The 13,133-nt window shown below is 61.8% G+C and carries 13 protein-coding genes; all 13 read left to right on the forward strand.

Going from position 1 to position 13,133, the window contains the following annotated elements; genetic code table 11:
• Positions 1–494: 494 nt before the first annotated feature.
• Positions 495–833, forward strand: a complete 339-nt coding sequence (locus K0H49_RS15400; protein ID WP_219214135.1) for a helix-turn-helix transcriptional regulator — start codon at positions 495–497, stop codon at positions 831–833.
• Between the two features lie 90 nt (positions 834–923).
• Positions 924–2,180, forward strand: coding sequence for a ParB/RepB/Spo0J family partition protein (locus K0H49_RS15405; protein ID WP_219214139.1), 1,257 nt, complete (start codon positions 924–926; stop codon positions 2,178–2,180).
• Positions 2,181–2,193: 13 nt separating this feature from the next.
• Entirely contained in the window at positions 2,194–2,583 is a 390-nt protein-coding gene (locus tag K0H49_RS15410; RefSeq protein WP_219214142.1) for a hypothetical protein, read from the forward strand.
• The gene (locus tag K0H49_RS15415; protein ID WP_219214145.1) at positions 2,576–3,031 is read left to right on the forward strand and encodes a MobC family plasmid mobilization relaxosome protein; all 456 of its coding nucleotides are present in this window, start codon (positions 2,576–2,578) and stop codon (positions 3,029–3,031) included. The genes K0H49_RS15410 and K0H49_RS15415 overlap by 8 nt, the downstream gene beginning before the upstream one ends.
• Positions 3,028–4,419 carry a relaxase/mobilization nuclease domain-containing protein gene (locus tag K0H49_RS15420; protein ID WP_219214147.1) on the forward strand — a complete coding sequence of 464 codons (1,392 nt, stop codon included), beginning with the start codon at positions 3,028–3,030 and terminating at the stop codon, positions 4,417–4,419. Before K0H49_RS15415 ends, K0H49_RS15420 begins: the two co-directional genes overlap by 4 nt.
• 673 nt (positions 4,420–5,092) lie before the next feature.
• Positions 5,093–6,094, forward strand: coding sequence for a LacI family DNA-binding transcriptional regulator (locus K0H49_RS15425; RefSeq protein WP_219214151.1), 1,002 nt, complete (start codon positions 5,093–5,095; stop codon positions 6,092–6,094).
• 79 nt (positions 6,095–6,173) lie between these two features.
• Positions 6,174–7,142 carry an ABC transporter permease gene (locus tag K0H49_RS15430; RefSeq protein ID WP_219214153.1) on the forward strand — a complete coding sequence of 323 codons (969 nt, stop codon included), beginning with the start codon at positions 6,174–6,176 and terminating at the stop codon, positions 7,140–7,142.
• Positions 7,139–8,656: a sugar ABC transporter ATP-binding protein gene (locus K0H49_RS15435; RefSeq protein WP_219214156.1), complete on the forward strand. Its 1,518-nt coding sequence runs from the start codon at positions 7,139–7,141 to the stop codon at positions 8,654–8,656. The genes K0H49_RS15430 and K0H49_RS15435 overlap by 4 nt, the downstream gene beginning before the upstream one ends.
• The gene (locus tag K0H49_RS15440; RefSeq protein ID WP_219214159.1) at positions 8,653–9,627 is read left to right on the forward strand and encodes an ABC transporter permease; all 975 of its coding nucleotides are present in this window, start codon (positions 8,653–8,655) and stop codon (positions 9,625–9,627) included. The genes K0H49_RS15435 and K0H49_RS15440 overlap by 4 nt, the downstream gene beginning before the upstream one ends.
• A 46-nt stretch (positions 9,628–9,673) precedes the next feature.
• The gene (locus tag K0H49_RS15445) at positions 9,674–10,684 is read left to right on the forward strand and encodes a sugar ABC transporter substrate-binding protein (RefSeq protein WP_219214162.1); all 1,011 of its coding nucleotides are present in this window, start codon (positions 9,674–9,676) and stop codon (positions 10,682–10,684) included.
• Between the two features lie 87 nt (positions 10,685–10,771).
• Positions 10,772–11,206: an RbsD/FucU family protein gene (locus tag K0H49_RS15450; RefSeq protein ID WP_219214164.1), complete on the forward strand. Its 435-nt coding sequence runs from the start codon at positions 10,772–10,774 to the stop codon at positions 11,204–11,206.
• Positions 11,203–12,279, forward strand: a complete 1,077-nt coding sequence (locus K0H49_RS15455) for an aldo/keto reductase (protein ID WP_257624898.1) — start codon at positions 11,203–11,205, stop codon at positions 12,277–12,279. The genes K0H49_RS15450 and K0H49_RS15455 overlap by 4 nt, the downstream gene beginning before the upstream one ends.
• On the forward strand, positions 12,276–13,127 hold the full coding sequence (locus K0H49_RS15460; RefSeq protein ID WP_219214167.1) for an amidohydrolase family protein: 852 nt from the start codon (positions 12,276–12,278) through the stop codon (positions 13,125–13,127). The genes K0H49_RS15455 and K0H49_RS15460 overlap by 4 nt, the downstream gene beginning before the upstream one ends.
• The last annotated feature ends 6 nt before the right edge of the window (positions 13,128–13,133 follow it).

Genomic DNA, 13,133 nt, shown 5'->3' on the forward strand with positions numbered 1-13,133 from the left:
CCCTTAGGGGATTGCTGCTCCTCGATGCTGTCTTCCGGCACCCCATCTTGGGACTGTTCGGCGCTGCGGTCGCCATGAAGCTGACCTTCAGCATGCGCTGAACGAAGCGCAGCATTCATAAGCTTTTGCTTTAGCACAAACTAAATGCTTGTGCGTCTGACTTCGCTCCTGTCAGCGCCAGAAAAATGAGTGTTCTGGCAAAGGGGCGAAAAATCGCGTTTTAAAAACGGATTGCGCTCGGCTTTTTGACGATTTGCGCCCGAAATGGGCTGTACATTGAATGTGCAGAAACAAAAAGACCTTCCCAAGAAGCTGCAACTTCAAAGAAAGGCCTTTCGGCGAAGCAAATCGCGCTTTGGATGACTGGAACCGCTGACCTCCTGTTGAACACATGAACAGCTCACTCTGGTCTTCCAAGGCAACCAAGAAACCTGAAGAGGAGTTTGGCTATGCCAACGGTACATCAAACCCACGGTCCGCACAACGGTCCACCCATGAAAGTTCGCGTGACTGCGAACATTAGCACCCAGGCCGACACCCCGCCAAGGTCAGCAGGGATCTCGATCACCTTTCCCAAGCCGCCGCTCGAGGGAGGGAGCGAAAAGGCTCCCATGAAATACCTCCGAATGTCCGAGGTAATCGTTCGGACAGGTTTCAAGAAGACCTTCCTGTACGACAGCATTCGCGAGAAGACCTTTCCTCCCCACATCAAGGTCGGGCGTTGCTCCTGCTTCATCGAGTCTGAGGTGCTTGCTGTGCAGCTTGCTTGGTCACGTGGGATGAACAGAGAAGAAATTCGCCTGCTCATTGCCAGCCTAGTCGCCGGCCGCTAGCCCAAACCAGCGGAATTCCCCGTTTTTATATCTCCCGAAACATCGGGAGAAGCCGCTGCATTCTCGAAATAAAGATCAACGCACAGATTCTTGAAAGAAATCATGAAAAAAGATAAATCCATCTCGCTCGCCGTGCCTTCAGATGTCTCTCCTCTGGGCTCCATCGCCGGCACGTTCACGCAGCTTGATGCTGATGCCGTCGTCCTGTCCCCTTACTCGAACCGCATGCCCAGCGACCCGAGCGACCGTTTCTATCTGGAACTCCGAAGCCTCGTTGCATTGACTGGCGGCAACGTCACGCCGGCCGTCGTGTCAGTGGAGCCCGATCCCCAGGAGCCGACTCGAGACATTTATGTCCTGATCAGCGGGCACCGAGTCTGGGAGGTGTGCAAGGAGTTGAACCTCAAGCTGAATGTGGTTCTTGTGAAGGGACTCTCCGCCTTGGAGGTGACGCGGCACATGTCGATGTCGAACTCCGGCCGGAAATCGCTGTCGGCCCTTGAGGCCGGTCGCAGTTTTGTGAAGTACCTTGAGGCCAAGCTCTTCATCAACCAGGCCGAACTGGCGCGTGAACTCGGTGTCGCTCCCTCCGATGTGAGCAACGCGATCAAGCTCGCCAGGCTGCCAGACATCGTCATCGCGGCATTTGCGTCGCCCGATGATCTTCAGCATCGGTTTGCCAAGGAACTGACCGATGCGCTGAAGGCCGACGAGAAGAAGGTGCTGGCCTGTGCGAGACGACTGGCCAAGCGACAAGCAACGCTCGTCAAAAAAATGAGTGCCTTGGAAGTCTTCGACGAGCTCGCCGGAAACTTGAAAGACAAGCTTAAGACGGCAGGTGCCGCGAAGCCGGAGGCAGCGGTTGCTGCTACGGCGTCGGAGCTTGGCAAACCTGCTTCGGACGCGATGGCCGAATCCTTGGCTCACTCGGGCAAGGAACCGGAGCATGCGACCTCCACCGATGCACCCTCGAATGTGCAGGAGAGGGTGGACACGGATGCGGAACCTGAGGCGGTGCCAGCGTCGAGCAGCCGACCGTTGCTGAGCCATCAGGTTCGGGCGGAAGCCTCCTCCGCTGTTAGACCGTCTACGGAATGGCCAGTGACGTTGGGGAACGGTCCGATCGTTGGCACCATGACCCGATTTGAGACGGGAGCGATTCGCATCGACCTGCAATCTCAAATGGGTCTGACGCAGCAGCACTGCATTGACCTGCTCGAACATCTCTCCGAGTTTCTCGAGCCGAGGGCATTCGGTTCAGACACCAGTTCGGATGTCGATGTCGATGTCGAGGACGACGACGGCTCGGATGCAGATGGGGACGATCAAGACTTGATCAGCGATTGAGAGGCACAACACCATGACCACTTCGCTGTCACCCACATCGATCTCGCGTCTTCTGCCCCGCCTGGCGGGCGGGTTGGAAGATGCGCCGTGCGCCGTGGTCTGGTTCCACTGCGCGACCCACCCCGGCGGCGGGGTGGGTTCGCAGTCGATTTTCGACTTCGACTTCCTCTCCGGATGCGGAGTTTCGACCCAGGAGGTGGAGGTCCAACTTCCTGTTCCATCAGCTCGCCTGAACACAGCCAGCTTACGCGTCATACCCGAACCGCTTCGCGGTCCAGGCATGACGCGGCTGGCGAGGGAGGCGTGCCGCCTCCCTTCGAACCCTCCCGCTCCTCCCATCGACTTCAACAGCGGTCGTGCTGCCGCACGCACGCTGCTGAAGACGGAGCGCTCCGATGTCTGACGACCTCGACGCGCAAAACCTTCCCATGCGTCAGGAGAGCTTCAAGCTCACTGACGCTGACAGCGCCGAGCTGATGGCCTTGGCCCGTGGCCAAAGCAGGGGAGCGCTCCTGCGGCAATGGATCCGCCAAGCCAAAGAGAATTTCCCGCTCACACTGCTGCCTGTCACCAAGAAGAAACAGCCCAAGAAGCTCAACAAACCGGCGACCGATCCGGCGAGGCCTGCAGCCGATCCTGAACTCATCAGGCAACTGGCGCGGCTTGGAAATCTTCTGAACCAGATCGCCAAAGGACTGCACTTCTGCCGGCACCAGGGCCAAGCGGCTGATCTTGCCTTCATCCACTTCCTGCTGCTCATGATCGACGGTCACTTCGAGCACCTGCGCGAGAGCTATACCTTCGCCCCGAAACCCACGGACGTTGGCGCGCCCGGCGGAGAACCGCCGTGATCATCAAGTTCCTCAAGCAGAAAACCGGCGACCCGGCGGTAGCGCTCGGGTACTGCACCGGAGAGATCAACCCGACCAACGAGGAGCGCGACGAGATCAGGCTGATCGAAGGTTCGCCAGAGGATTTCGTGAGGGTGACGTCGACGCTGTCGTTCGCGCACACATTTCAGAGCTGCGTCATGAGCTGGTCGCGAGGGGACGCGCCAACCGATGAGCAACTCGAAGAAGTTCTTAGCGATCTCAAAAAACTTGCTTTCGCGGGAATGGACCCCAGCCGGTTTTGCTACTGTGTCTACCTTCATCGCAAGGCAGACAAAGTCGACATCCATGTTCTTTTTTCCAATGTTGACCTGATCACGAACCTGCACTTCAACGTCGCACCGCCAAAATGGGAACACAGCTACTACCCGTTTCGCGACATGCAGAACGCGCGATGGGGTTGGGCCAGCCCGAAGGACCCAAGTTTGGCGCGCCCGATCATTCCTCGCTACCCAAGGCACGGCCCGATAGCTGTTCCGTCTCCGAAGTCCGGCTCGGAGTTCGATGCCGCAAACAGGATTCAGAATGAGATGCTTGTGCTCGCCCAGCAGGGCGCGATCAAGGATCGTGCTGGCCTGATCGCAGCACTGGCGAAGACATACGAAGTGAACAGGGCGAATGGAAAGGACTATGTTTCCGTTCGCCTCCCGGAATTCGGCAAGCCCATCCGGTTGCGAGGGCTCATCTTCAACAAGAACTTCGAGCCATCGATGCTTCTGGCGCTCGCGCCAATGCCGCGTCTCGTGCGCACGTCGGCCGATCAAGAAGCGGACAAGGACCCGGTCGGAGAAGCGGCGGCCCGGGTGCTGTTTGAAGCTGCAGTGCGACGGCGTGCACTCCGGAACTACGACCGATACCTGGCGCCGCGGAAGCGCGCGTCGAAGAAGATGCTCATCTCGCAGGCTGAGAGGGTCGACCTGCCGCTGATTGACTTGGCATTGACACTGGCAGCCAAAATCCCGAACGACCAGGAAGCAGTTCCCCAGGAGGCAACGAAGGTGACGGAGCCTGACGAAGCCATGAACCGGAACCGCGAATTAGGGGCCTGGACGGCTTTCCTTAAGCAACCTTCACCTGCCCGAAAGGCCAAACGTGAGCAAGAACTTGAGTCAGCTATTTCAACAGTCGTTGAAGGATTTGGAGCACGAATTCGTCGAAACCTTGGAGAGCGGATTCGGCGAGAGATTGGACAACTTGCGGAGCGACTCGAAAAGCTTGGAGAGTCGGTTCGAGTTCTTGCGGCGCGCCTTGCTCGACGAAGTAGGGCTGAACGCGCCAGGGGAGCTTTGGAAGGATTCGCTAAGAAAGCAACTCAACGTACAAGGGGGAACCGACGCGACAACGAATGAGAGAAGCGATGGTTCTGGTGACGACGGTGAAACAACAACGCTCGTTTGAGATCGTTAGTCAGCGCGCTTGGCTGATGTTAATTGGTTTCGCCGCGACAACTCAGGTTGTTGCGCCACTGGGTCAGCTACCGAATTCCATCTGCGTATCGCGCCGCCTCCGGCCTGCAATCACGAGGTCGAACCCGTTCATTTAGCAAACCCGTAGCCGATGCTCCGCGCAAGGCCAGATGAACTGGTCGGCGGGAAGTACTCCTGCATCGGATCAGGGTGCGCCCAGTTGTGCGGCCCTGCCGCTCAACTCAGTACTCGATAGTTCTGAAGTCGCAGCAGATCGCAATGGTCATGACATCTTGTCTATCCACCACACCGGTAGTCATCGGCCGCAAGCGGGCTCGATGCCTGGCCCCTGGCTTACTCCAGTTGCGCCTACAAGCCGGCCTCGTCCTCGGCCAGTGTCTCCTCGAACAGGCGCTTTTGCTCGACATTCACCGCCTTGGTCGCCATCACCCCATTTGCTGAGCCGTGATCGCAGATCGCGTTCTTCAGACTATCCCTAGGGAAAGCCCTGGGCATCTTTTGAGGACGGAGACCGTACCATAACTGAAACGTTATAAATTCTTCGACTGTGACGAGCCCAACGCCTTTTTCTGACTCCATGCCCGCTGGCACTAGCGTGACGTTGCGCGACGTGGCGCAGGCGGCGGACGTGTCGCTGGGCACGGCGTCCAAGGTCATGGCCGGTCGTGGGGGGGTTTCCGCGCGACGTGCGGAGAGTGTGCATGCGGCCGCGCGCGCGCTCGGCTACCGGCACAATGGCATTGCGGCCGATCTGCGGCGCAATCGCTCGAACTCCATTGGCCTGGTCATTCCCGATCTGCGCAATTCCTTCTTCGTGGACTTGATCCATGCGTTGGAGACCTTCGCCTCGGCCGATGGTTATTTTCTGGTGCTTGGGCACGCCAACGAGAATCCGGCGACCGAGATGGAGCGCATCCGCTTCGTCCTTTCTCGCCGCGTCGCCGGCATGATCCTGCTGCCTTGCCAGGGGCATGACCACGCACTGGCCGAACTGCGCCAATGCCATGTTCCGGTGGTCATGGCCGACCGCGTCAACGACAGCATGCCCGCCAACACCGTGGCCACCGACAGCGTGCATGCGGCCTACACCGGTACCCAGCACCTGCTGTCGCTGGGGCACCGGCGCATCGCATTTGCAGCGAACACGCTGGACCTCACGAACACGCGGGACCGGGTCACCGGCTATTCACGCGCCATGGAAGAGGCGGGCGCGGCGCCGCAACTCATCCTGTGCGGCACTGAGAACGACCGAGCCCATCCCGCGATGCTGGAAGCGCTGCTCAGGCCCGAACGCCCGAGTGCGCTCTTCACGTCCGGCACGCCGATGACCCTGGCGGCGTTGAGCGCCATTGCCGACGCCGATCTGCACCTGCCGTCGGAGGTGTCGCTGCTGAGCTTTGACGATGCGCCATGGATGTCTGTGCTGTCGCCGCACATCAGCGCCATTCGGCAGCCGGTGGAGGCGATCAGCCGCGCGATCTGGCAACTGATGCTGGCCGAACTGAAGGGCGGCAGTGCCGCCGCGCCGTCCCACCTCAGCTTCAAGGCCGAACTGCGACCGCGGCAGACCACGGTCGCGTGGCCGCATCGCGGCTGATCATTGCGCTTTTGGGGTCGAACGAGACAAACTCAGAATTAAAAATGAAACGTTATATTTTTTCAGGATGGGCCGCTATATGAACACGTTTGCCGCCTCCCCGAGGCTCGGGTGGAGTCCTCCTTCGCGGCAGGTACTGGTGTCGCTCGCGCTCTTGGCCGCAGTGCTCATCGGATTGGCCTTTCTGGGTACGAACTTCTTTCGCTACAACAACCTGATGAACGTGCTGCAGCAGGCCTCCCTGCTGGGCTTGCTGGCCATCGGCATGACGGTCGTGATGGTGGTCGGTGGCATCGACCTGTCGCTGCCGGCCAACACCGCCTTCAGTGCCGTGGTGGGGGCGCTCTACATGAAGTCGACCGGCGACTGGATCTTGGCGGTGCCGATCATGGTCGGCTGCGGCGCGGCCATTGGCGCCGCCAACGGCTTTGCAGTGGCGCGGCTGAAGATGATCCCCTTCGTGGTCACCTTGGCGATGATGACCATGGTGTCGGGCACGACCGTGTGGATCACGCAGTCCCTGAGCATTTCGCAACTACCGGAATCCTTTGTCGATCTGTTCGCGGCCCGGCCCTTTTTTCGGATTCCCCTGACGGTGCTGGTCGTTGCCGCCCTGGCCGTCGTCCTGACGGTGCTGATGCGCTCCAGCATTTCCGGACGCTGGGCCTACGCAGTCGGCATCAACGAGAAGGCGGCGCGTGTGGCACGGGTGCCAGTGGAGCGGGTCGTGATGATGAGCTATGTGTTTGCAGGCCTGATGGCCGGGCTCACTGCCATCCTGCTCACCGCGCGCCTGGGCAGTGCCTCGGCCAACATGGGCAACGACGGTGTGGTGCTGGACATCGTCTCCGCTTGCGTGCTCGGTGGCGTGAGCATCTACGGTGGTGTGGGGCGAATTCCAGCCGCGCTGCTCGGCGCGCTGCTGATCACCATCCTGTCCAACGCGATGAACCTTATCGGCGTCAGCTTCTACCTCAGCCTAGTGATCAAGGGCGTCGTCATCATTGCCTTCGTCGCCGTCGACGGCCGCAAGGAGTCCAAAGCATGAGCGCGAACACCTCGCCCATCTTGACCATGCGGTCCATCACGAAGGCATTCAATGGCGTGCACGCCATCACTGCCGCAAGCCTAGAAGCCTACGCGGGAGAAGCGTTGGCCGTGATGGGCGCCAATGGCGCCGGCAAGTCCACTCTCATGAACATCCTCGGCGGGGTGATCGGCCGTGACGACGGCGACATCCGCATCGATGGCCAGCCGATCGACCTGAGATCACCGCGCGACGCCGCACGGCATGGCATTGCCTTCGTCCACCAAGAGCTGACCATGTTCCCGACGCTCAGCGTGGCCGAGAACATCTTCATCGACAACCTTCCCATCCGTCACGGCCTGATAGACCTCGCGGACATGCGACGCCAATCGCAGGCCTTGCTGGTGCAGCTGGGTTGCGACATCGCGCCGACCGCCCTGGTGGAGCAACTGAGCATCGGCGACCGCCAGCTGGTCGAAATCGCCCGCGCGCTGCGCTCAAAGGCACGCATCATCATCTTCGACGAGCCGACCTCGTCTCTCAGCGGCCCGGAGCGGGAGCGACTGTTCGAGGTCGTGCGCAGCCTGAAGGCCAGCGGGGTCGTGGTGCTCTACATCACGCACTTCCTCGATGAGATATTTCGCGTCTGCGAGCGTCTCACGGTGATGCGAAACGGCGAGTCGGTCTGGTCCTCGGCCATGAGCGAGGTGACGCCAGCCAAGGTTGTGCACCTGATGCTGGGCGTCACTGAGAACGAAGGGCGCATGCGTGCGCCCCGCCAAATGGACAGCGAAGGCAGGCCACCCTTACTCAGCGTGCGTGGCATGGGGCGCGAAGGTGCGTTGCGCGACGTCAATTTCGAACTGCGGCATGGCGAGATCGTCGGTCTGTGGGGCCTGCTGGGCTCCGGACGGACTGAATTGCTGCGCTCCCTCGTCGGTCTCGATCCGCTGGACACGGGCGCCTTGCAACGGGAGGGCCAGCCCGCCACGCCGAAGCAACTGCATGCGCACGTCGGACTGGTCACCGAAGACCGCCGAGGCGAAGGCCTGCTGCTGCCGCAATCCATCGCGGAAAACATCGGACTGCCGAGTCTGACGGGCTTGCGCACCTCGGTTGGCCTGGTCGACCGCGCCCAGCAGAACAGTCTGGCCGATCGGATGATCGAGCGGCTGCGGATCAAGGTGTCCAGCCGCGATCAGGCCGTGGGCACACTCAGTGGCGGCAACCAGCAGAAGGTGGTGTTCAGCCGCTGGCTGGCTACCCAGCCGAAGATCTTCCTGCTGGACGAGCCGACCCGGGGGCTCGACGTGAGCGCCAAGACCGAGATCATGAAGCTCATCGTCGAGCTGGCGGAGCAGGGCTGCAGCGTGCTACTCGTTTCATCGGAGTTGCAGGAACTGATGCGGGTCTGCGACCGCTACCTCGTCATTCGACGCGGCCGACTGGTGCAAGAGCTGCCAGGCACGGCAGACACCGCCGAGCTGATGGACGCCGTTTCAACCTTGGACTCCCCGGCCGAGATCGCAGCATGAACAAAACAAAAAAGGCGCTCGCGCGCGCATTCAGCGAACATGGCTTTCTTCTGGTGTCCGCGCTCGCGTTCATCACCTTCAGCCTGGCGACAGACCATTTCTTTGGGTTGACCAATCTGGTCAACATCGTCCACACGATGGCGCCGTTGACGCTGGCCGCCGCCGGCCTGGCGCTGGTCGTGATGTCGGGGCGGCTGGACATCTCGATCGGTTCCACCGCATTCCTGTCCTGCGCCGTGGGCGCGTTGCTGATGAAGAACATCGGCCTGGACCCCGTGTTGGCCACCGTGCTGGTCGTTGGCGTGGGCACGCTTCTGGGCGCGATCAACGGCTTCATCGTCGTGGTTCTCAAGGTCAACTCGTTGATCACCACGCTCGGCACGATGATCATCTTCCGCGGCATCGCGCTGGCCCTGACCGACGCGTTGCTGGTGCCCTTGCCTGAACCGGTTCGCCTGCTCGGTCAGGCGCAGATCGGCCCCATCCCGGTCGACATTTTCGTCATGCTGGCATTGCTGGTTGGGGTGCACCTGCTGCAGACGCGCACGCCGTTTGGCCGCTACCTGATGGCCATGGGCAATGACATCACCGTCGCTCGCAAAGTCGGTCTGCCGGTGGACCTCACCGGTGGGGCGAGCTTTGCACTGGCCGGTGCGCTGGCAGCGTGTGGCGGCATCCTGACCACGCTGCAGAACGGCGCCGTGAGCCCCTGGCTCGGCAGTGGCCTGGAGTTCACCGCGCTGGCCGTCGTCGTGGTCGGCGGCATCAGCTTGCTGGGGGGCCGAGGCGCCATCCTGCAAAGCGTGATTCCGGGCGCCTTCATCTTCGAAATGATCCGCAACGGGCTGACCAACCTCGGCGCCGATCCCTACTCCTACCGCCTGGTCGGTGGAGCCGTGATCTTCGCAGCCATGTATGTGGACGCGTTGAAGAGTGGTCGCCTGTCCCTGCGCCGCAAGACGGCGTCCTGACCCCGCAAAGTTCCTTTCGATCCCCATCACAACGGAGACATTGAAGATGAAAAAAACGACAATCCATCGGCTTCTGACCAGCGCGGCGGCCCTCGCGATCGGCTTGGCTGCGGCGCTGCCTGCCCAGGCCGTCGAGAAGCTCAAGGTCGGCTTTTCGCTCGACACCAAGGAGTCGTCATTGCAGACTGCGTGGGAGCACTTCCTGCGCTCCGAAGGCGAGCGCCAGGGACAGGCCGCGGGTGTCAAGATCGAATGGACGATCAACGTCGCGAATGCCGATCCGGCACGCCAGGCCGCCAACATCGATGACCTGATCACCAAGGGTGTGGACGTGATCCTGGCACGGGCCTTTGACTCCGGCGCCATCGGCACCTCGATCCGGGCCGCCAAGGACGCCGACATCCCGTTCGTCACCTTCGACCGTGGCTCCACCAGCGGCAAGCCGACCTACCACGTGGGTGGGGACAGCTACGACCAAGCGCGCACTACGGGCGAAGCCTTCGCCGAGATCCTCAAGAAGGCGAACATCAAGGGCAAGTGCATCGAGTTGCAGGGCATGTTGACCGACATCAACGCCGTCAACCGCAGCAAGGCTTGGAACGCCGTCGGCAAGAAGACGGGACAGTACGAAACCATCCTGCAGGTGCCCACCGAGTGGAATCCGGAGCTGTTCCGCTCCGGCCTCACGAATGCGCTGAATGCGAAGCCCGAAGCCAACTGCGTTTTCGCGGCGAGCGATTTCGCGTTCCCTTCCATCCAGGCGGCGCTCGAAAAAGCCAACCGTTGGGCCCCAGCCGGCCAGCCCAAGCACATGATGCTCGCGACGACCGACCTGCTGGCCGCTGCCGTCAAGCCGATGGAGAACGGCTATATCGACGTGTCCACCAACTGGGATGCCTACCTTCAGGCGAAGGAAGCCGTTCGTGTGCTGATCGCCATCAAGAAGAAGGAAGACCCGAAGTGCAGTTCCGATGGTTGCCTGGCCAAAGGCGTGCTGGTCACGCCCGCAACGATCAAGACGATCCCGAATCTCTGGTCGCGTGACTTCAAGAATTGAGTTTGCCTGAGCCCGACACCGGAGGACTGCAAGGCCCTCCGGTCGTCCGTTACCCGCTTTCTTTACTGCGTATCCGATTGCACTTCAATGCTCAAAAATATCGATCCGTTGTTGACCCCCGATCTGCTTCGCATCCTGGCTGCGATGGGTCATGGTGACGTTCTCGCCGTGGTCGACTCCAATTTCCCGGCTTATTCGGTGGCCGGCGGCAAGCCACTGGTCCACCTTCCCAGCGTGGATTCTCTTCAAGTGCTTGCGGCCATCCTCACGCTGTTCCCGGTCGACACCTACGACGATGAGCCGATTCAGACGATGCAGCACGTCGACGATCCGGCGCACGTTCCCGACATCGTGCAGCGGGTCCAGCAGCAGATCCTGTCGCGGATCGCGCCAGTGCCGGCCACCCGGGCCATCGAGCGCCATGCCTACTATGTCGCCGCGCGAGCCGCCGTGGCTGTGGTCCAGACCGGCGAGACGTTGCCTTATGGCAACTTCCTTCTGCGCAAAGGGGTGCTCTGTTGACCACACAGACCGAAGCGCTGCCCCTGGCGCGACGGCCCGTGCGTGACACGGGCCTGCAGGTGTCGGTGCTTGGCATGGGGACGGCGCCACTCGGCAATCTGTTCGCCCGCCTCGACGAGGCCAGTGCGGTCGACAGTATCGTCACCGCGATCCAGGGCGGCATCAACCTGATCGACACCTCGCCTTGGTATGGCCTGGGTCTGGCGGAGTTGCGGGTGGGGACGGCGACACGCCGTGCCGCACGGGGCAGAGAGGACTTGGTCATCAGCACCAAGGTCGGTCGCTGGATGAACCCGATGGCGTCCCAAGCCCACGAGGTGGCCGACGTTGCGGCGCCGGGCTGGGCCGCACCGCTCAACCACCATGCGGTTTTGGACTACTCCTACGACGGCACCTTGCGCTCCATCGAACAATCGCTGCTGCGCACCGGCCTCGACCGCATCGACCTGGCTTTGATCCATGACGTGGACGTGTGGACGCACGGTGAGGCGGCGATCGAGGAACTCTTTAGCCAAGCCATGAACGGTGCTTACCGCGCGCTACATCGCTTGCGCGAAGAAGGCGTCGTCAAAGGCATCGGCATCGGCGTTAACGAAGCCGAGATGTGCGAGCGCTTCGCCCAAGCCGGTGATTTCGACGCCATGATGCTGGCCGGTCGCTACTCGCTGCTGGAGCAACCCGCACTGGACTCCTTCTTGCCGCTGGCGGAGAAAAAGCGCATCGCCATGCTGCTGGGCGGTGTGTTCAATTCCGGCATCCTGGCCACTGGTGCCGTCGCCGGGGCGCGCTACAACTACCGCGAGGCGCCCGTGGAGATCGTCGAGAAGGTTCGGGCGATCGAGCGGGTCTGTGCCGCGCACCAAGTCCGGCTAGCCGATGCCTCGCTCCAGTTTGCGCTGGCGCATCCCGCGGTGGGCTCGCTGGTCCTGGGAGCCGTGACGCCCAAGGAGGTGCTGCGGAATATCGAGTCGGTCCAGTCCGAAATCCCCGAAGGGCTCTGGAGTGATCTGCGGCTCGAAGGCCTGCTTCCCAGCCATGCGCCCACACCCTGCAGCGCCGTGACCGCACCATGAAGATCGACAGCCACCAACACTTCTGGGAAGTTCGCCACGAGGCCACCTATCCCTGGATGTCGCCGGATCAGCCCGCGCTTTATCGCGACTACGCCCCGGCGGACTTGGCACCGCTGCTGTCGGCGCACGGCATCGAAGGCACGATCCTCGTTCAGGCGGCACCGACGGACAGCGAGACCGACGCATTGCTGGCGCTGGCCGAGCGCACCGACTTCGTGAAAGGCGTCGTCGGCTGGTGCCAATTTGCCGACCCGGCGGCGCCGGCGCGCATCGCCGCACTGGCCCGGTCGCCCTGGCTTTGCGGCTTGCGCCCGATGGTGCAGGACATCATGGACGACGACTGGTTGTTGCGCGAAGACATACATCCCGCCTTCGACGCCCTGGTCGCGCAACGGCTCACCTTCGACGCGCTGGTCCATCCGCGCCATCTGCGCCGACTGTCTCGCATTCTGGCGCGCTGTCCGACGCTAGACATTGTCATCGACCATGGTGCCAAGCCCACCATCCCCTCTGGACAGTTGCAGGAATGGCGAGACGACATGGCCGCTCTGGCGCGCCATCCTGGAATCTTGTGCAAGTTGTCCGGGCTCGTCACCGAGTGCGGTGGCGATTGGTCCATCGATCGGCTGCGTCCCGTGGTCGCGCATCTGCTGGACTGCTTTGGCCCCGACCGCCTCATGTGGGGCAGCGATTGGCCAGTGCTCAACCTGGCCGGAGGCTACGACCACTGGTGGGAGACCGCGCAAACGCTCACCTCACACTTGAGCGTGAACGAACGCGACGCGGTGTTCGGCGGCAACGCGCAGCGCTTTTACCTGGACCGGCTGGCCTTAAGGGCGGGCAGCTGAGCCCCT

Origin of the sequence: Variovorax boronicumulans (assembly GCF_019352895.1) — a bacterium.
Lineage (GTDB): Bacteria > Pseudomonadota > Gammaproteobacteria > Burkholderiales > Burkholderiaceae_C > Variovorax > Variovorax boronicumulans_A.